Here is an 18,007-nt window from a genome sequence, read left to right on the forward strand (position 1 = left end):
TTGGCTGGGGAAGATTCCCCGGTTATCCGGCACTCTGTGGCGCCCTGTCTCGATACAGATCAACTCAATGCGGGAAGGGCCAGACACGCAGTTTTTGTCTTGCGGTCGCCCACAGTTTTGCCAGGCCATGCGGCTCCACGATCAGGAAGAACACGATCAGCGCACCGAAGATCATGTGCTCCAGGTAGGTCGCCGTGGCCGTGGACAGCGGCAGGCCCATCCAGTGCGGCACCTGGGTGAGCAGCAGCGGCAGCAGCACGAAGAAGGCCGCGCCGAAGATGCTTCCCACCACCGAACCCAGGCCGCCGATGATGATCATGAACAGCAGCTGCAGCGAGCGGTCCAGGCTGAAGGCCGCGGGCTCCCAGGCGCCCAGGTGAACGAAGCCCCACAGCGCGCCGGCCACGCCGACGATGAAGCTGCTCACGGCAAAGGCGCTGAGCTTGGCGTAGGTCGGGCGGATGCCGATCACGCTGGCGGCCACGTCCATGTCGCGCATGGCCATCCACTCGCGGCCGATGGCGCCGCGCACCAGGTTCTTGGCGGCCAGGCCCAGCACGCACAGGATGCCCAGGCACAGCAGGTACTTCTCCATGGGCGTGTCGATCTTCCAGCCCATGATGGACAGCGGGCCTGCGCTCACCGAGCCCGAGGAGGAGTTGTTCGTCACCCAGGCCGCGCGGCTGGCCAGCCAGTCCACGAAGAACTGGGCGGCCAGCGTGGCCACGGCCAGGTACAGGCCCCGGATGCGCAGGCTGGGCAGGCCGAAGATCACGCCGAAGACCATGGCCAGCACGCCGCCGCCGATCAGGGCCACCAGCAGCGGCATGCCCTCGAAGCGCACCTGCAGGTTGTAGGCCGCGTAGGCGCCCACGGCCATGAAGGCGCCGGTGCCCAGAGAGATCTGGCCGCAGTAGCCGACCAGGATGTTCAGCCCCAGCGCCGCCAGCGACATGATCAGGAAGGGGATCAGCACGGCCTGGAAGGTGTAGTCGCTGACGCTGAAGGGAATCACCAGGAAGGCGACGGCCAGCAGCGCCACGATGGCCCAGCGGTCCTGGGCGACGCCGAAGATCTGCTGGTCGGATGCGTAGGTCGTCTTGAATTGACCGTTCTCACGATAAAACATGGTGCAAGTTCTCCGTAACGGTCAAACGCGATCAATGATTTTGTCGCCGAACAGCCCCTGGGGCCGCACGAGCAGGAAGCACAGGGCAAGGCCGTAGGCGAACCAGGTCTCGATGCCGCCGCCGACCATGGGGCCGAGGTAGACCTCGGAGAGCTTCTCGCCCACGCCGATGATCAGGCCGCCGATGATGGCGCCGGGCAGCGAGGTCAGGCCGCCCAGGATCACCACGGGCAGGGCCTTCAGGGCCACCAGCGACAGCGAGTACTGCACGCCCAGCTTGGAGCCCCAGATGATGCCCACCACCAGGGCCACGCCGCCGGCCACCGACCAGACGATGACCCAGATGCGCGACAGCGGAATGCCGATGGACTGGGCCGCCTGGTGGTCGTCGGCCACGGCGCGCAGCGCGCGGCCGGTCTTGGTCTTCTGGAAGAACACGCTGAGCGCGGCCACCAGCAGCGCGGCGATGCAGGCCGCATACAGGTCTTCCTGGCTCAGCAGCACGCCGCCCTCGAACAGGCCGTCGAGGATGAACATGGGGTCCTTGGGCATGCCCACGTTGATGCTGTAGACGGCGCTGCCGAAGATCATCGGGCCCAGTCCGTCGAGCAGGTAGGCGATGCCCAGCGTGGCCATCAAGAGCGTGATGGGCTCCTGGTTGACCAGGTGGCGCAGTGCCAGCCGCTCGATCACCCAGGCCACGACCACCATGATGGCCAGCGACACGCAGATGGCCAGCAGGTTGGTGAACCAGCCCGGCTCCATGCCGATCCACTTCGGAATCCACTCGGAAAAGCGCGCCATGGCCAAGGCCGAGAACAGCACCATCGCGCCCTGGGCGAAGTTGAACACGCCCGAGGCCTTGAAGATCAGCACGAAGCCGATGGCGATCAGCGCGTACAGCGTGCCCACCATGAGGCCGCCGAACAAGGTTTCCAGAAAAAATCCCATGTCAGTCCCCTCAGTGGCTGGTGCCAAGGTAAGCGCGGATCACGTCTTCGTTCTGGCGCACCTCGTCGGGTGCGCCGTCACCGATCTTCTTGCCGTAGTCCAGCACCACGACGCGGTCGCTGATGTCCATGACCACGCCCATGTCGTGCTCGATCAGCACGATGGTGGAGCCGAACTCGTCGTTGACATCGAGGATGAAGCGGCACATGTCCTGCTTTTCCTCCACGTTCATGCCGGCCATGGGCTCGTCCAACAGCAGCACCTGCGGCTGCATGGCCAGGGCGCGGCCCAGGTCCACGCGCTTTTGCAGGCCGTAGGGCAACTGGCCCACGGGGGTCTTGCGATAGGCCTGGATCTCCAGGAAGTCGATGATGTGCTCGACGAACTCGCGGTGGCGGATCTCCTCGCGCTGGGCCGGGCCCAGGCGCAGGGCCTGCATCAGGATGCCGCTTTTGATCTGCAGGTTGCGGCCGGTCATGATGTTGTCGATCACGCTCATGCCCTTGAACAGCGCCAGGTTCTGGAAGGTGCGCGCCACGCCCATCTCGGCCACCTGGCGGCTGTTCATGTGGCTGAAGGTCTTGCCCCGGAAGGTGATCGATCCCTCGGACGGCGTGTACACGCCGTTGATGCAGTTGAGCATGGAGCTCTTGCCCGCGCCGTTGGGGCCGATGATGGAGCGGATCTCGTGCTCGCGCACATCGAACGAGATGTCCGTCAGCGCCTTCACCCCGCCGAAGCGCAGGCTGATGTTCTTGATGTCGAGGATGACATCGCCGATCTTCTTGTGGGTCATGTCAGCGGCTCCGGTCAGGCCCTGGCGGTGGCGGCCACCGAATGGGTTTTGGCATCGATGATGGACAGCGTGGCGCTGACGCTGCCGGTGCGGCCGTCCTCGAACTTGACCTGGGTCTCGATGAACTGCTCACGTTTGCCCGTGTACAGCGCATCGACCAGCACGCCGTACTTGTCGGCAATGAAGCCGCGGCGCACCTTGCGCGTGCGGGTCAGCTCGTCGTCGTCGGGGTCCAGCTCCTTGTGCAGCACCAGGAAGCGTGCCACCTGCGTGTCGGCCATGCCGGCCTCGGCGGCCAGGTCGGCGTTCACCTGGGCCACGCAGTCGGCCACCATCTCCAGCACCTTGGCCTTCGATGCCAGGTCCACATAGCCGCCATAGGGCAGGCCCTGGCGCTCGGCCCAGTTGCCCACGGCCTCGTAGTCGATGTTGATGAAGGCGCAGACCTGGTCGCGGCCGTGGCCGAAGCACACGGCCTCCTTGATCTGTGGGAAGAACTTGAGCTTGTTCTCGATGTAGTTGGGCGCGAACATGGCGCCCCGGCTGGTCTTGCCCACGTCCTTGGCGCGGTCGATGATGCGCAGCTGGCCGCTGGCGTCGATCACGCCGGCATCGCCCGTGTGGAACCAGCCGTCGGCATCCACCACCTCGGCCGTGGCGTCGGGGCGCTTGTAGTACTCCTTGAGCACGGACACGCCCTTGAGCAGCACCTCGCCGTTGTCGGCGATCTTCAGCTCGATGCCCGGTGCGGCCTGGCCCACGCTGCTCAGCTCCACCTGCCCGTCGCGCTGTATGCATACATAGGCGCAGGTCTCGGTCTGGCCGTAGAGCTGCTTGAGGTTGATGCCGATGGAGCGGAAGAAGCGGAACAGCTCGGGCCCGATGGCCGCACCCGCCGTATAGGCCACGCGGATGCGCGACAGGCCCATGGCATTGCGCAGCGGCCCGTAGATGCACAGGTCGCCCAGCGCGTACTTCAGGCGGTCCAGCGTGCCCACCTTCTTGCCGTCCAGGATGTCCGAGCCCACGCGGCGCGCCACGGCCATGGCGCGGCCGTACATCCATTGCTTGAAGGGCGCGGCATCCTCCATGCGGATGGACACCGAGGTCAGCATGCCTTCGAAGATGCGCGGTGGCGCGAAGTAGTAGCTGGGGCCGATCTCGCGCAGGTCGATGGACACGGTCGAGGCCGACTCCGGGCAGTTGATGGTGAAGCCCGCCACCAGCCACTGCGCGAAGGAGAACAGATGGTCGCCCACCCAGGCCGGAGGCAGGTAGGAGATCACGTTGTCGCCGGGGCCCAGGCGGTCCACCTGCACGCCGCCGCGTGCCGACTCGCCAAAGCTGCGGTGCGTCTGGCACACGCCCTTGGGCTTGCCCGTCGTGCCCGAGGTGTAGAGGATGACCGAGACATCGTCGGGCGACAGCGCGGCCAGCATCGCATCCCAGGCGCCCGGGTGTGCGGCATCCCACTCCTTGCCCTTTTGCAGCAGCGCCTCGGTGCTGATCAGCCCGGGCTGGTCGTAGTGGCGCAGGCCGCGCGGGTCGTCATAGATGATGTGGCCGAGGCCGGAGACGCTCTCTCGCACCTCCAGCAGCTTGTCGACCTGCTCCTGGTTCTCGGCAAAGGCGAAGTCGATCTCGGCATCCTCGATGACGAAGCGCATCTCGGCGGCCACGGCATCCTGGTACAGCGGGATCGGTACGCCGCCCAGCGCCTGCACGGCAATGAAGCCCATGTAGACATGGGGCCGGTTGTCGCTGATGAAGGCCAGATTCTGGCCGCGTGCCAGGCCCAGCGCCGCCAGGCCGCAGGCCATATGGCGCACGGTCTCGGCGGCCTCGCTCCAGCTCCAGGTCTGCCAGATGCCGTATTCCTTCTCGCGCAGCGCCGGCGCCTGGGGGCGCTGGGCGGCATGCTGGAGCAGCAGGTGCGGGAACGTGGTCGTCATTCCATGTCCTTGGATGTTCGTGAATGGTGGCCGCATGGTGCAGATGCCCAGGCTGTGACCTACCGGCTTGGACTGCATCCTAGGACTGGCTTTGACGCCGTGGTGTCTGTTTGACGACAATCCGCGGGAAACTCATCATCGGGAAAACGCGCCGTAACAAAAGGTGCCAAAACGGTCTCATGTCCCGCTTGGGGGCTTGCGCATCCGGGAATGTGCGCGTGCCGCGGTCCTTCTGGAAATCCCGCTCACGCCAGCCACCGGGCTCGGGCAATGCTTGGGAGGTTTTGATGATTGATCCGCGCACCCTCGCCGCGACTCCATGAGCCAAGAACTGTCACTGCACCAGCGCCGCCGCGCGCCCCGGCCCGAGGAACTCGAAGGCATTCCCTGGCTGGCCGTCCTCCAGCCCGCCGAGCGCGAACGGGCCCAGAAGGCGCTGGTCGTCGGCGACGCCCAGCCCGGCGACTATGTCTGCCGCACCGGCCGCGCGCCCACCTACTGGTTCGGCGTGGTCGAAGGCCTGCTCAAGATGAACACCGACGGCGCCGATGGCGCCAGCATGACCCTGGCCGGCCTGCCCCCGGGCGGCTGGTTCGGCGAAGGCACGGCCGTCAAGCGCGAGCCCTACCGCTACAACGTGCAGGCCATACGCCGCAGCGTGGTCGGCGGCCTGCCGATCGAGACCTTCCACTGGCTGCTGGACCATTCCATCGGCTTCAACCGCTTCGTCATGAGCCAGCTCAACGAGCGCCTGGGCCAGTTCATCTCGGCCCGCGAAATCGACCGCCTCACCAACCCCGACCTGCGCGTGGCCCGCAGCCTGGCCGCGCTCTTTCACCCGCTGCTGTACCCGGGCGTGGGCGAGGTGCTGCGCATCACCCAGCAGGAGCTGGCCTACCTGGTGGGCCTGTCGCGCCAGCGCGTCAACGAGGCGCTGTCCGTGCTGCAGCGCGAAAACGCCATCGTCGTGGAGTACGGCGGCCTGCGCGTGCTCGACCTGGAAGCGCTGCGCAGCGGGCTGTTTGCGGCGGCGCGGCGGGCGGCCTGACGCCGCCCGCTGCCACCCACTTGCGGCCTCAGATCACGCCTTCGCCCCGCAGCCTCTCCTGCTGCTGCGCATCCAGCCCCAACGCCGCATAGATGCGTGCATTGTCCTGGCCGGTGGCCGGGCCGCTGCGGGGCGAAGGGGCCTGGCGGCCCGTGAAGCGTGGCACGGGCGCGGGGGCGGTGAGGGGGCCCAGGTCGGGGTCGGGCAGGGTGATGAAGCTGCCGCGTGCCGCGAAATGCGGGTCCTGCAGCGCGTCCTCGGCCGAGCAGACCTTGCTGAACGGAATGTCGTGCGCGGCCAGCGCGGCCATGGCCTGGGCGCAGTCCAGGCCTGCGCACCATTGCACGATTTGCGCATCCAGTGCCTGCAGGTGGCGTATGCGCGCGGCGTTGTCCGCAAAGCGCGGGTCGGCGGCCAGGTCGGCGCGGTCCATGGCCTGGCACAGGCGCGTGAAGATGGTGTCGCCCGTGGCGACCACGGTGAGCCAGGCGCCGTCGCGCGTGCGGTAGACGTTGGAGGGCGCCGTGTAGCCCGCGCACGATCCCGTGCGGCTGCGTGCCTGTCCGCCCAGCTGGTACTCGGCCGCCAGAGGGTCCAGCAGGCGCAGCATGGCTTCGGTGGCCGACAGGTCGATCTCCACGCCGCGCTGTTCGCCGGGCGGCTGCGCGTTGCGCTCGGCCAGTGCGGCCGCGATGGAGAAGGCGCCGAACAGGCCGGCCACGGCATCGCCCAGCGGGTAGTTCATGTGCTGGGGCGGGCCGTCCGCCTCGCCCGTGAGGTGGGCGAAGCCGCTCATGGCCTCGAAGATGCGCGCAAAGCCCGGCCGGCGCGCATAGGGGCCGGTCTGGCCGAAGCCCGTCAGGCGCAGCACGATGAGGCGCGGGTTGCGGGCATGCAAGGTGGCCAGGTCCAGCCCCCAGCGGTCCAGCGTGCCGGTGCGGAAGTTCTCCACGAGCACGTCGAAATCCTCGATCAGCCGCAGGAACAGCGTGCGGCCTTCGGCCTTGCGCACATCGAGCGAGATGCCCTGCTTGCCCCGGTTGGCGGTTTTCCAGAACACGGCGTGGCCGTCGTGCACGGGGGCCAGGCTGCGCAGCGTGTCGCCGCCGTCGGGCAGCTCCAGCTTGACGACGTCGGCGCCCAGGTCGCCGCACAGGGTGGCCGAGAAGGGGGCGGCCAGCACCGTGGCCATGTCGAGGATGCGTACACCCTCCAGCGGATAGCCTTGGCGCTGCATCAGTTGCCTTTCAGGTCCACGTTCTTCAGCACGGGCTCCCAGGCGCGGCGGTCTTCGGCCACGCGCTTGTGGAAGTCCGCCGTCTGCGTGGGCAGCGGCGTGGCACCCAGGCGCGCCAGCTTGTCGCGTGTCTCGGGCAAGGCCTTGGCCAGCGCCTGGTTGAGCGTGGCCACGATCTGCTTCGGCGTGCCCTTGGGCGCGGCCAGGCCCACCCACAGGCCGGTGTCCAGGCCGGTCACGCCCAGCTCGGCAAAGGTGGGAATGTCGGGCGCTGCGGGCGAGCGGCTCTTGCCGGTCTGCGCCAGGATGCGGATCTGCCCGCCCTGCATGTAGGGCAGGGTGCCGCCCAGGTTGTTGCACATCACCGGGATGTGGCCGGCCATGAGGTCGTTCACGGCCGGGGCGTTGCCCTTGTAGGGCAGGTGCTGCATCTTGGTGCCGAGCCGGTGGTTGACCATCTCGCAGACCAGGTGCGAGGGCGTGGCCGTGCCGGCTGAGCCGAAGGACAGCGTGCCGGGCCTGGCCTTGTCGGCCGCCACCAATTCGGCCAGCGTGCGGTAGGGGGTCTTGGCGTTGACGGCGATGACGTTGGGCAGGTCCGCCACCAGGCCGATGTACTCGTAGTCGGTCAGCGGATTCCACTTGAGGTTGGCGTGCACATGGGGCAGGAAGACATTGCTCAGCCCTGCCATGAGCAGGGTGTAGCCATCGGGCGCGGCGCGGGCCACGAGTTCCGAGCCGACCAGGCTGCCCGCGCCCGGCTTGTTCTCCACCACCACCGGCTGGCCCAGGGCCTGGCCCAGTTCCACCGACAGCGCCCGGGCCACGAGGTCGGTGCTGCCGCCTGCGGGAAAGGGAACGATCACGCGCACGGGCCGATCGGGAAAAGTCGCCTGGGCCGCCTGTGCCGCCTGGGCCGCCTGCGCGCAGGCACACAGCGCAGCCAGCAGGCCCAGGGTGGCCAGGTGCTTCGGGGTGAGGGGGGATGTCATGGGGCCTCCGGTGTCAGGCGCTCTCGCGCAGCATGAGCTTGGCGATGTTGAGCTGGTGGATCTGGCTGGTGCCTTCGTAGAGGCGGAACAGGCGCACGTCGCGGAAGTAGCGCTCGATGGGGCTGAAGTCGGCCACATAGCCTGCGCCGCCGAACATCTGCACCGCGCGGTCGGCCACGCGGCCGCACATCTCGGAGGCGAAGTACTTGCACATGGAGGCGGACAGCGCCACGTCCTCGCCCCGGTCGCGGGCGCGGGCGGCCTCCAGGATCATGGATTGCGCCGCGAAGATCTCGGTGCGGCTGTCGGCCAGCATGGCCTGCACCAGCTGGAAGTTCGCCACCGGCTGGCCGAACTGCTCGCGCTGGCGCACATGGGCCAGCGCCAGGTCCAGCATGCGGATCGCCGGTCCCGTGCACAGCGCTGCCAGGTGCAGGCGCTGCTTGTTGAGCACCTTCATCACGGTCTTGAAGCCCTGGCCCTCGCGCCCGCCGATGATCTGGTCGGCCGGCACGCGGCAGTCCTGGAAATGCACGTCGGACACGGGCGAGCCCGCCTGGCCCATCTTGCGATAGGGCTGGCCCGTCACCAGGCCCGGCGAGCGCTCCACGAAGAAGGCCGTCAGCCCCTCGCTGCCCGTGCTGCCTTCGCCGGTGCGGGCGATGACGGTGAAGACATCGGCCAGCGGCGCATTGGTGATGAAGCGCTTGCTGCCGGTGAGCACATAGTGGTCGCCGTCGCGGCGCGCCGTGGTCTGGATGTTGCTCGCCTCCGAGCCCGCGTCCGGCTCGGTCAGCGCCAGGCAACCCGTGAGCTCGCCGCGCGCCATGCGCGGCAGCCAGCGCTGCTTTTGCGCCTCGGTGCCGTCGGCCACCAGGGCTTCCGAGCCAATGCCGGTGTTGGTGCCCACGCGGGCCCGCAGCGCCACCGAGGCCTGGGACAGCTCGAAGGCGCAACGCACCAGCTCCTCGGTGCTCAGGCCCAGGCCGCCATGGGCCTGGGGAATGCTCCAGCCGAAATAGCCCTTGTCGCGCAGCTCCTGGACCACGGCGGGCGGGATCTCGTCATCGTGCTCGATCTGCTCTTCGAGCGGATGCCAGCGGTGGCGCACGAAATGGCGGATGTCTGCGATCAACGCCTGCAGGCGGGCGTCGGCGGGATGGGGGGTGGGGGCTTGGCTCATGGGCCGCACTGTAGGAAGCGCGGGCACCAGGGCTGCAATGCAGTTTCAAATATTGAAATGCAGTTGCGGCTTTGTGGTCGTGGTCCGCACAATCGCCACGTGCCCCACACCCCCATTGCCCACCAACCCAGGGACTCGCAGGATGTCTGCCGCATCCGCGAGCAGGACCCGTATTTCGCGGGCACGCTGGCCAAGGGGCTGATGATTCTCCAGTGCTTCGTCAGCGACCCGCGCCCGCATGCCAACAGCGAGCTGGCCCGCCGCCTGGGCCTGCCGCGCCCCACCGTGTCCAGGCTGTGCCGCAGCCTGCAGACCATGGGCTACCTGGACCATGACGAGCGGCTGGACCGCTACTTCGTCGGCCCGGCCGCCGTCGCCCTGGGCTACCCCTATGTGATCAATACGCCCTTGCTCGGCCCGCTGCGCCTGCCCATGCAGGCGCTGGCCGACCGTGTGAAGGGGGCGGTGTCGGTGGGCGTGGTCATGGACCTGGATGTGGTCTATCTGGATACCTGCGCCTGGGAGGGCGGCACGCTCAAGCGACCCGGCGTGGGCGCCGTGCGCGGCGTGCTGGAAACGGCCATGGGCCGGGCAGGGCTGGCCCAGCTCGATGCCGGGGAACTGCAGCGCTTCCTGGACCGCGTGCGCAGCCAGCGGCCCGAGGAATACGCGCGCTGCATGGACAACGCCAGCGAAAGCCTGGCGCACTATGCCGCCCGGGGCTTCGCGGTCAACATGGGCGACTCCGGCCTGGGCGTGTGCGCCGTGGGTGCGGCCTCGCGCATCCGCTACGGGTCGCGCCGGCTGCTGTTCAACTGCGCCGTGCCGGGCCTGCGCATGCCGGCCCGCACGCTGATCCGGGATGTGGGCCCCCAGTTGGCGCAGTTGGTGGCCCTGTGCGACCGGCTGCCCGTGGACCGCTGATCTGCGGGCCTGGCGCTTCAGAAGGCGGCCAGCACGATGCCGATGGCCAGCAGCACGCCGAAGGAGATCCAGCCGTTCTTCTGGTCCAGGCCGCCGATCTGGCGCAGCGCCTCTTCGCGCGCAGCGCCCACCAGGCCCCTCTGGTTGATCTGCTGTATGCGCGTGACCAGCCATTGCAGGTAGGTGCGCTTGACCGTGAACGAGATGGCCACCGCGATGCCGAGCACGCGCCCGGCGCCGCCCGTGCCGGGCATCAGCAGATTGATGATCAACAGGGTGATGAAGGCCACCACGGCATAGGCGTAGACGCGGCGCGCAATGGCCCAGGAAACGCCCATGAAGGGAATGGCGGTCCAGCAGGGACTCATGGATGCGAAAAAGCCCTTTTTCCCGCTGACCATGCGCTCCCACAGTGGCCGGTATTTTTCAGCATTCGGGCCGATGGCGGTCTCCATATCGGACCACTCGATTCCAGTCAAGTCCGGCTTGGTGATAAGCAGCGCCTTGAATTGTTCTTTCAATGGAGTGGAATTCGATAGGTTGGGTGTATCGCTCATGGTTTTCCTTGTTGAATGAGGCGGGAGTCCGGGCGGGATGGTCTGGATACCGCAGCAGGCGCTGCGCGAAGGGCTGTTGTCTCGAAAGAGCCCCCCGTTTCTGGACGGGCGCCATTCTATGGGGAGATGTATGGGCAATGGCAAGCCCAATGGGTTGATTCGCAATCGTCAATGAATGAAATCGCTCAAATAAAATACAGTTTTTTACATATCGCATGCCGTGCATTGCAAGATCCCAATCGGCCGGATTGAAGATGTTTTGCCGATGTGATTCGCTTCTTGTCGATTTTTCATTGAGGATTCATCCGGTTGTGCATATCGTGCCGGATACAGCGATCGGGATGGGTCGGCCGCCAGGCGGATTGCATGGGGCATGAATGTGTGGTGCGGAACATGGCGAGCCCGCCGGGGCGCAGGGCCGGGCGGCGGAGCTGGCAAGGGGGCCCTGGCGGCCTGCACGCAGGCCGCCCGATAGCCGAGCGCAATGCCCGTATTGGCCGCAGGGCGCAGCCGCTGCGGGCCTTGCCGCGCGACAATGGCGGTCTAATGTCATCCCCTACTTCTTCCAAACCGTCCCGGCCCGGCGCCGACGAGGCGGCAGCGCCCTCCGCGCGCCCTGTGCTGCGCCGCCCCGAAAAGCCACAGGCCGAGCCGGCTGGCGATGCCCGCCGCCCTTCGGGTGGCGCGGGCAAATCTGCGGGCGCACGCGGCGGCCCGCGCAGTGACCGCAACGACCGCAATGAACGTGGCGGCGACCGTGGCGGCCGCAATGATCGCTACGAGCGCTCCGACCGCCGTGATGCTCCCCCTCGCGGCGATGCCCGCGGTGCGGCACCCCGAGGCGATGCCCGCGGTGCAGCACCCCGCGACGACGCCCGTGACCAGCGCCCGCGCAGCAGCGGTTTCGGCCGTGCCGAGGACCTGGACCGTTCCCAGCCGCGTGGCGACTGGCGCGAACAGGGCGGCGGCGAAAACCGTGCCCCGCGCGAGCAGCGCGACATGCGCGATGCCCGGGATACGCGCGATGCCCGCCCCCCGCGCCCGCCCCGCCCGGACGATCGCCGCGACCGGCCCTATGGCCAGCGCGATGAGCGTCCGCGTGATGGTCAGCGCGATGGCCAACGTGACGGCCAACGTGACGGCCAGCGCGACGGTCCCCGTGACGGCCCGCGTGAAGGTGGTTTCCGCGACCGTCCCCGTGACGACGCCCGCGGCCCCCGCCGTGACGATGCGCGCGGACCGCGCCGCGACGACGCCCGTGGTCCCCGCCGTGATGACGCCCGTGGCCCGCGCCGCGACGAGGCGCCCCAGGCCGAGCCCGCCTACCGTCCGCTCAGCGGCATCCGCACCTACCGTCCTGCCGACGGTGGCGCCAGCCGCGAAATCCCCGTCAAGCGTGCTCCCGAGCCGCTGCAGGAGCAGGTTCCCGGTGGCGTGCGCATCAACAAGCGCCTGGCCGACATGGGCCTGTGCTCGCGCCGCGAGGCCGACGAGTGGGTGGACAAGGGCTGGGTCCGCGTCAATGGCGAACTCGCCGTGATGGGCCAGAACGTGGTGGCGGCCGACCGCATCACCGTCGAGCGCGAGGCGCGCGAGCGCCAGGACCAGCAGGTCACCATCCTTATCCACAAGCCCATGGGCTATGTCAGCGGCCAGGCCGAGGACGGCCACGAGCCCGCCGTGGTCCTGGTCACGCCCCAGAACCACTGGAACCAGGACACCAGCCGCACGCGCTTCAACTTCGCGCAGCTCAAGGGCCTGGCGCCCTGCGGCCGGCTGGACATCGACTCCGTGGGCCTGCTGGTCATGACCCAGGATGGCCGCGTGGCGCGCCAGATCATTGGCGAAGACTCGGAGATGGACAAGGAGTACCTGGTGCGCGTGACCTACGGTGACCGCGACATCGACGTGCAATCCGTGTTCCCGGCCGAGCAGCTGGCACGCCTGTGCCATGGCCTGTCGCTGGACGGCGAGGCACTCAAGCCCGCCAAGGTGGACTGGCAGAACCCCGAGCAGCTGCGCTTTGTGCTGACCGAAGGCAAGAAGCGCCAGATCCGCCGCATGTGCGAACTGGTGGGCCTGCGCGTGGTGGGCCTCAAGCGCATCCGCATCGGCCGCGTGACGCTGGGCAACCTGCCTGTGGGCCAGTGGCGCTATCTGGGTGCACACGAAGGCTTTTAGCACCCCCTGAGCGGCTTGCGCCGCTTCCCCCTCTCTACCCGCTTCGCGGGGGAGGGGGACGACACCCTCGCGGCGGGGCGGCCCTTGCTTGGTGTCTCTGGTCTTGGGCCGCGCCGGTTTCAGTGAGCGCACGGCTCGTGTTTAGAATGCGAACCATTCTCAAACGAGCTTCAGCGCTGCGGCACGCCAGTCCGGGGCGCGTCCGTCTTTTCATGCGCGCACCGGCCGATCCCGTACACACCCTCTATGTCGAACACCACGGCTGGCTGCAAGGCTGGCTGCGCCGCAAGCTGGGCAATGTGTTCGAGGCTTCCGATATCGCGCACGACACTTTCGTCAACGTGATCACCTCGGGCATGGCCGGCCGCATCGAGCAGCCGCGCCCCTTTCTGGCCACCGTGGCCCGCCATCTTGTGATCCGCCAGCACCGGCGCCGGCTGCTGGAGCGCGCCTATCTCGACACCCTGGCCCTGTTGCCCGCTGAACTTGCCCCTTCGCCCGAAGAGCGGCTGATCGCCCTCGAATCGCTGCAGGCCGTGGACCAGGCGCTGGACGCGCTGGCGCCCAAGGTGCGCGAGGCCTTCCTGCTGGCCCACCTCGAAGGCCTGAGCTATGCGGACATCGCCACGCGCCTGGGCGTGTCCATGACCAGCGTCAAGCGCTATCTGGCCCAGGGCTATGAGCGCTGCTTCGTGCTGGCGCTGTCCTGATGGCGCCGGTGCCTCCTTCCGATCCTCGGCGCCTGTCCAGCGCCGCGCCGCTACCCGGCAGCAGTATCCAGGCGCCCCAGGCGCTGGGCCGGCCCTTGCCGGCCGGCGTGGCGCGGGCGGCTGCCGGCTGGTTTGCGCTGCTGCAATCGGGCCAGGCCTCGGCCGCCGACCGGGCGCGCTGGCAGCGCTGGCTCGATGAAGACGCCGACCATGGCCGCGCCTGGGCCCATCTGCAGGCCGTCACGGGCGCGCTGACGGGGCTCAACGCGGGTGGCGCGGGCTATCGCAGCCTGTCCGCCGCTCCCCGGGCTGCGCGGCGGCGCCTGCTGGGCCTGTTTGCGGGCCTGGGCACGGCGGCCGGCGCGGGCTGGCTGGCCAGCCGCACGCCGCAGTGGCAGCAGATGGCGGCCGACTACGCCTCGGGCACGCAGCGCCGCCGCTGGACCCTGCCCGACGGCACGGACATGCTGCTGGGCCCCGGCAGCGCCGTGGCCTTGCAGTTCGACGGCAGCGAACGCCGGCTGCGCCTGATGGCTGGCGAGGCGCTGTTCACCACCGGCCATCCCGCAGGAACGTTGGGCGATCTGCCCTTTGTGGTGGAGACCGCCCACGGCCGCGTGCGCGCCCTGGGCACGCGCTTCATGGTGCGCAGCAACCATGCAGGTGCGCGTGTGGCGGTGTTCGAGCGCGCCGTGGAACTGCGCACGGCCGGTACAGGCGCATCCGCACGGCGTCTGCAGGCGGGCGAGGCCATGGACTTCACGCGCACGGGCTGGAGCACGGTGCAGCCGGCCGGCCCTGCGGACGACGCCTGGAGCCGGGGCCAATTGTGGGTGGACAACCAGCGCCTGGACGACTTCCTGGCCGAGCTCAACCGCTACCGCCCCGGCTGGCTGCACGCCGATCCGGCCGTGGCCGGGCTGCGGTTCTCAGGCGTGTTCCCGCTGGACGAAGGCGGCATCGATGGCACGGACGCCGTGCTGGCCATGCTGCCCGGTGCGCTGCCCGTGCAACTGCGCTGGCGCACGCGCTGGTGGGTGGTGGTGGAGCCTGTGCAGGCGCGCGGCTGAGGCTTTTTCTTCCTTTTCGTTTTTTTGCGCCGGGGGTGACCCGATTTCCCGCGCCGCGCTTCCTTGCTTCCGAGAGCTTTGATTTTCGACATCGGAACACAGGGAGAACCCAGGACCATGCAACCCCTTTTCATGCCCCGCCCCGCGCTGGCGCTGGCCATCGCGCTCATGCCCGCCGCCGTGCTGGCCCAGGCCCAGCGCAGCTATGACGTCGCTGCCGGCCCGCTGGATGCCGCCTTGCGCAGCACGGCCGCCCAGGCCGGCGTGGCCCTGATCTTCACGGCCGAGCAGACGGCCGGGCAGCGCAGCGCGGGACTGCGCGGCAGCTACACGGTGGAGGCTGCCTTCGAGGCCCTGCTGGCCGGCACCGCCTGGCAGGCCGTGCGCCAGGCCAGCGGCGCCTATGCGCTGCGGCGGGTGGAGCAGGTGGTGCCCGCTGCCGCTGCAGGCGCCACGCTGGCCACGGTCAACGTGACGGCGGCTGCCGAGCGCAGCGCGGTCTCCGAAGGCACGGGCTCCTACGCCACGCGCCAGTCCAGCACGGCCACACGGCTGGGCCTGTCGCAGCGCGAGACGCCGCAGTCGGTCAGCGTGGTCACGCGCCAGCTCATGGACGACCAGGGCCTGACCAGCCTGCCGGAGGTGCTGGAGAAGACCCCCGGCATCACCGTGGGCCGCAACGACAGCGAGCGCACCACCTTCTACTCGCGCGGCTATGCCATCGAGAATTTCCAGTTCGACGGCGTGCCCAACACCATGGACTCGGCGAACCAGTACACCACCTCGCTGGCCGACAGCGCCATCTATGACCGCGTGGAGGTGGTCAAGGGAGCGACCGGCCTGCTCACGGGCGCGGGCTATCCGTCGGCCGTGGTCAACCTGGTGCGCAAGCGGCCCACCAAGACCTTCCAGGCCTCGGCCGAGGCGGCCATCGGCAGCCATGACCGGTTGCGCGGCGTGGGCGACATCTCCGCGCCGCTGACCGAGGACGGCCGCGTGCGCGCCCGCGTGGTGGCCGTGGCGCAGAACGCCAAGTCCCATGTGGACGACTACAGCCGCAACGTGCGCAGCCTGTACGGCATCATCGAGGCCGACCTGGGTCCCAGCACCGTGGCCAGCCTGGGCATTGACCACATGCAGACGCGCGCCAACGGGGCCAGCTTCGGCCACATCCCGCTGTTCTTCAAGGATGGCAGCCGCACGCATTTCCCGACCTCGCTGAACCCGGCCGCGCGCTGGTCGTACTGGGACAACGACAGCACCAACCTGTTTGCCGAACTCAAGCACAGTTTCGGCAATGGCTGGAAGGCGGACCTGTCGGCCAGCCGGCTGCGCCAGTCGCGCGACGTGGAGGTCGGCGTGGCCGCCCACGGCATGGTGGACCCGGTCAGCGGCCTGGGCATCAACATGCTGTCCAACAAGATTCCCACCGATGCCACCACGCAGGCCGTGAATGCGGCGCTGTCCGGGCCGTTGCAGCTGTTCGGGCGCGAGCACGAGCTGTCGTTCGGCGCCAGCTGGTCGCGCCAGCGCCGCCATGCGCCCGGCTACACCAACGCCTACGGCCCCGTGGGCAACTACTTCGAGTGGGACGGCCAGGTGCCGCGGCCCGATTTCCAGCTGCGCGACCACCGCATGACGCGCATCGTGGAAAAGGGCGTCTTCGGCGCCGCGCGCCTGCGGCCCACGGACGAGCTGTCGGTGATCCTGGGCGCGCGCGTGAGCTGGTACGACATGCTGGACGACACCACGGGCCTGGACGGCAGCTACGGCGTGAACAACGCGCTGCGCGTGGCGCACAAGACCGTGCCCTATGCAGGCGTGGTCTATGACCTGAGCCGCCAGCTGTCGCTGTACGCCAGCCAGACCGATATCTTCAATCCGCAGACCTACTACAAGGACGCTGCCGGCAGCCCGCTGCCGCCGCTCACGGGCCGCAGCCGCGAAGTGGGCGTGAAGGGCGAGTTCCTGGACGGCCGGCTCAACGCCTCGCTGGCGCTGTTCCACATCCAGCAGCGCAATGCCGCGCAGTACGTCAGTGCCAATCCGGAGACTGGGGAAGAGGTCTATGCGGCCATCGACGGCGTGACCAGCAAGGGCGTGGAGATGGAGGTCTCAGGCAGCATCACGCCGGCCTGGAACATCTACGGCGGCTACACCTACCGTACCTCGCGCGCGCCGGCCCAGCCCGATGTGATCCTCAGCGCCGTCAACACCAACCAGCCGCGCCACCTGTTCAAGCTCAGCACCAGCTACCGTCTCAACCCGCAGTGGACCGTGGGCGGGTCGCTGGCCTGGCAGAGCCTGACCTACTACCAGCAATCCTCCGCACCCTATGCACGCGCCGACCAGCGCGCCTATGCGCTGGTCGGCCTGATGGCGCGCTACGACGTGGACCGCCAGTGGTCGGTGACGCTGAACGTCAACAACCTGTTCGACAAGACCTATATGCCGGGTCTGGGCTCCTATGGCACGGGCGTGTATGGCGATCCGCGCAATGTGCTGGTCACGGCCCGCTACAGGTTCTGATGCGGCTGCCTGGCGGCTGTGCCACTAGGCCTGCGACCACATCCGCAACAGGTTGTGGTACGTGCCGGACAGCGCGGAAAGCGCGGGGTCGCCCGGGTGGCGCACCGTCAACTGCTGGATCTGCTGGTCCAGGTCGAACAGGATGCGGCGCTTCTCGTCCGAGGCCACGAGGCTGTGCGTCCAGAAGAAGCTGGCGTAGCGCGTGCCGCGCGTGACGGGGTTGACGCGATGCAGGCTGGTGCCGGGGTAGACGATGGCGTCGCCTGCGGCCAGCTTCACGCTCTGGTGGCCGAAGGTGTCCTCCACGATCAGCTCGCCGCCTTCGTACTCGTCGGGCTCGCTGAAGAACACGGTGGTGGAGACATCGCTGCGCACCTTGATGGCCGTGCCGGGGATAGTGAAGATGGCGTTGTCTATATGGTTGCCGTAGGTGCCGCCGCCCTCGTAGCGGTTGAAGCGCGGCGGCAGCACCTTCAGCGGCAGGGTGGCCGACATGAACAGCGCGCTGGCCCCCAGCTTGTCGAGGATGAGGTTGCCTATCGCCTGGCCGGCCTGGCTGTCCAGCGGCAGCTGCAGGTTGGCCTTGACCTGGGCCGCCAGAGGGCCGGCCGTGGCGCGGCCGTCCTGCCACGGGGCCTGCTCCAGCGCCTGGCGGCACTGGCGCACTTCGTCGGGGCTGAGCAGGGCGGGTATGCGGAGCATCATGGCAGGCGGTCCTCAGGGGGGAATCAGCGAGTGTCCCGCAAAA

General features: G+C 68.5%; 15 protein-coding genes. 6 read left to right on the forward strand and 9 right to left on the reverse strand.

Annotation, left to right across the window (positions count from 1 at the left end; all coding sequences use genetic code 11):
• Positions 1–64 precede the first annotated feature (64 nt).
• The 4 genes from DA1_RS03520 to DA1_RS03535 are packed head-to-tail and all read right to left on the reverse strand — an operon-like array spanning position 65 to position 4,828.
• Entirely contained in the window at positions 65–1,129 is a 1,065-nt protein-coding gene (locus DA1_RS03520) for a branched-chain amino acid ABC transporter permease (protein ID WP_012203087.1), read from the reverse strand.
• Between the two features lie 21 nt (positions 1,130–1,150).
• Positions 1,151–2,080, reverse strand: a complete 930-nt coding sequence (locus tag DA1_RS03525) for a branched-chain amino acid ABC transporter permease (RefSeq protein WP_016446594.1) — start codon at positions 2,078–2,080, stop codon at positions 1,151–1,153.
• A 10-nt stretch (positions 2,081–2,090) separates the two neighbouring features.
• Complete coding sequence (locus tag DA1_RS03530) at positions 2,091–2,876, reverse strand: ABC transporter ATP-binding protein (RefSeq protein WP_013804350.1); 786 nt, start codon at positions 2,874–2,876, stop codon at positions 2,091–2,093.
• A 14-nt stretch (positions 2,877–2,890) separates the two neighbouring features.
• Entirely contained in the window at positions 2,891–4,828 is a 1,938-nt protein-coding gene (locus DA1_RS03535; RefSeq protein WP_034390102.1) for an AMP-dependent synthetase/ligase, read from the reverse strand.
• 319 nt (positions 4,829–5,147) lie between these two features.
• On the opposite strand from DA1_RS03535, the gene DA1_RS03540 reads away from it, so the two are divergent.
• Positions 5,148–5,876, forward strand: a complete 729-nt coding sequence (locus tag DA1_RS03540; RefSeq protein WP_012203091.1) for a Crp/Fnr family transcriptional regulator — start codon at positions 5,148–5,150, stop codon at positions 5,874–5,876.
• Positions 5,877–5,904: 28 nt separating this feature from the next.
• Here the strand turns inward: DA1_RS03540 and DA1_RS03545 are convergent, their stop codons facing one another.
• From DA1_RS03545 to DA1_RS03555, 3 genes are read right to left on the reverse strand one after another with little or no spacing between them, the layout of a single operon-like run.
• The gene (locus tag DA1_RS03545; RefSeq protein WP_034390103.1) at positions 5,905–7,113 is read right to left on the reverse strand and encodes a CaiB/BaiF CoA transferase family protein; all 1,209 of its coding nucleotides are present in this window, start codon (positions 7,111–7,113) and stop codon (positions 5,905–5,907) included.
• Positions 7,113–8,105 (reverse strand): Bug family tripartite tricarboxylate transporter substrate binding protein, encoded by a 993-nt coding sequence (locus tag DA1_RS03550; RefSeq protein ID WP_034390105.1) that lies wholly within the window; start codon positions 8,103–8,105, stop codon positions 7,113–7,115. The genes DA1_RS03545 and DA1_RS03550 overlap by 1 nt, the downstream gene beginning before the upstream one ends.
• A gap of 13 nt (positions 8,106–8,118) precedes the next feature.
• Positions 8,119–9,288, reverse strand: a complete 1,170-nt coding sequence (locus tag DA1_RS03555; RefSeq protein ID WP_034390106.1) for an acyl-CoA dehydrogenase family protein — start codon at positions 9,286–9,288, stop codon at positions 8,119–8,121.
• 57 nt (positions 9,289–9,345) lie between these two features.
• Between DA1_RS03555 and DA1_RS03560 the strand changes: the two genes are divergently transcribed.
• Positions 9,346–10,212 (forward strand): IclR family transcriptional regulator, encoded by an 867-nt coding sequence (locus DA1_RS03560; protein ID WP_013804345.1) that lies wholly within the window; start codon positions 9,346–9,348, stop codon positions 10,210–10,212.
• A 17-nt stretch (positions 10,213–10,229) separates the two neighbouring features.
• On the opposite strand, the gene DA1_RS03565 is transcribed toward DA1_RS03560, so the two are convergent.
• Positions 10,230–10,769, reverse strand: a complete 540-nt coding sequence (locus DA1_RS03565; protein WP_013804344.1) for a hypothetical protein — start codon at positions 10,767–10,769, stop codon at positions 10,230–10,232.
• A 546-nt stretch (positions 10,770–11,315) separates the two neighbouring features.
• Here DA1_RS03565 and DA1_RS31220 point away from each other — a divergent pair.
• The 4 genes from DA1_RS31220 (at position 11,316) to DA1_RS03585 (ending at position 17,259) form a co-directional block, all read left to right on the forward strand.
• A complete protein-coding gene (locus DA1_RS31220) occupies positions 11,316–12,950 on the forward strand; it encodes a pseudouridine synthase (protein ID WP_230590703.1) in 1,635 nt (544 codons plus the stop codon).
• A gap of 212 nt (positions 12,951–13,162) precedes the next feature.
• The gene (locus tag DA1_RS03575) at positions 13,163–13,660 is read left to right on the forward strand and encodes a sigma-70 family RNA polymerase sigma factor (protein ID WP_013804342.1); all 498 of its coding nucleotides are present in this window, start codon (positions 13,163–13,165) and stop codon (positions 13,658–13,660) included.
• Entirely contained in the window at positions 13,660–14,730 is a 1,071-nt protein-coding gene (locus DA1_RS03580) for a FecR domain-containing protein (protein ID WP_034390108.1), read from the forward strand. Before DA1_RS03575 ends, DA1_RS03580 begins: the two co-directional genes overlap by 1 nt.
• Before the next feature lie 117 nt (positions 14,731–14,847).
• On the forward strand, positions 14,848–17,259 hold the full coding sequence (locus DA1_RS03585; protein ID WP_034390110.1) for a TonB-dependent siderophore receptor: 2,412 nt from the start codon (positions 14,848–14,850) through the stop codon (positions 17,257–17,259).
• Between the two features lie 24 nt (positions 17,260–17,283).
• On the opposite strand, the gene DA1_RS03590 is transcribed toward DA1_RS03585, so the two are convergent.
• On the reverse strand, positions 17,284–17,964 hold the full coding sequence (locus DA1_RS03590; RefSeq protein ID WP_012203103.1) for a Fe2+-dependent dioxygenase: 681 nt from the start codon (positions 17,962–17,964) through the stop codon (positions 17,284–17,286).
• Positions 17,965–18,007: the final 43 nt, after the last annotated feature.

Origin of the sequence: Delftia acidovorans NBRC 14950, from assembly GCF_001598795.1 — a bacterium.
In the GTDB taxonomy this organism is placed as follows: Bacteria; Pseudomonadota; Gammaproteobacteria; order Burkholderiales; family Burkholderiaceae_C; genus Comamonas; species Comamonas acidovorans.

Excerpts from the sequence above, each read along its gene's own strand:
- DA1_RS03520 (WP_012203087.1), bottom strand. The coding sequence starts at position 1,129 with ATGTTTTATCGTGAGAACGGTCAATTCAAGACGACCTACGCATCCGAC.
- DA1_RS03525 (WP_016446594.1), bottom strand. The coding sequence starts at position 2,080 with ATGGGATTTTTTCTGGAAACCTTGTTCGGCGGCCTCATGGTGGGCACG.
- DA1_RS03530 (WP_013804350.1), bottom strand. The coding sequence starts at position 2,876 with ATGACCCACAAGAAGATCGGCGATGTCATCCTCGACATCAAGAACATC.
- DA1_RS03535 (WP_034390102.1), bottom strand. The coding sequence starts at position 4,828 with ATGACGACCACGTTCCCGCACCTGCTGCTCCAGCATGCCGCCCAGCGC.
- DA1_RS03540 (WP_012203091.1), top strand. The coding sequence starts at position 5,148 with ATGAGCCAAGAACTGTCACTGCACCAGCGCCGCCGCGCGCCCCGGCCC.
- DA1_RS03545 (WP_034390103.1), bottom strand. The coding sequence starts at position 7,113 with ATGCAGCGCCAAGGCTATCCGCTGGAGGGTGTACGCATCCTCGACATG.
- DA1_RS03550 (WP_034390105.1), bottom strand. The coding sequence starts at position 8,105 with ATGACATCCCCCCTCACCCCGAAGCACCTGGCCACCCTGGGCCTGCTG.
- DA1_RS03555 (WP_034390106.1), bottom strand. The coding sequence starts at position 9,288 with ATGAGCCAAGCCCCCACCCCCCATCCCGCCGACGCCCGCCTGCAGGCG.
- DA1_RS03560 (WP_013804345.1), top strand. The coding sequence starts at position 9,346 with ATGCAGTTGCGGCTTTGTGGTCGTGGTCCGCACAATCGCCACGTGCCC.
- DA1_RS03565 (WP_013804344.1), bottom strand. The coding sequence starts at position 10,769 with ATGAGCGATACACCCAACCTATCGAATTCCACTCCATTGAAAGAACAA.
- DA1_RS31220 (WP_230590703.1), top strand. The coding sequence starts at position 11,316 with ATGTCATCCCCTACTTCTTCCAAACCGTCCCGGCCCGGCGCCGACGAG.
- DA1_RS03575 (WP_013804342.1), top strand. The coding sequence starts at position 13,163 with ATGCGCGCACCGGCCGATCCCGTACACACCCTCTATGTCGAACACCAC.
- DA1_RS03580 (WP_034390108.1), top strand. The coding sequence starts at position 13,660 with ATGGCGCCGGTGCCTCCTTCCGATCCTCGGCGCCTGTCCAGCGCCGCG.
- DA1_RS03585 (WP_034390110.1), top strand. The coding sequence starts at position 14,848 with ATGCAACCCCTTTTCATGCCCCGCCCCGCGCTGGCGCTGGCCATCGCG.
- DA1_RS03590 (WP_012203103.1), bottom strand. The coding sequence starts at position 17,964 with ATGATGCTCCGCATACCCGCCCTGCTCAGCCCCGACGAAGTGCGCCAG.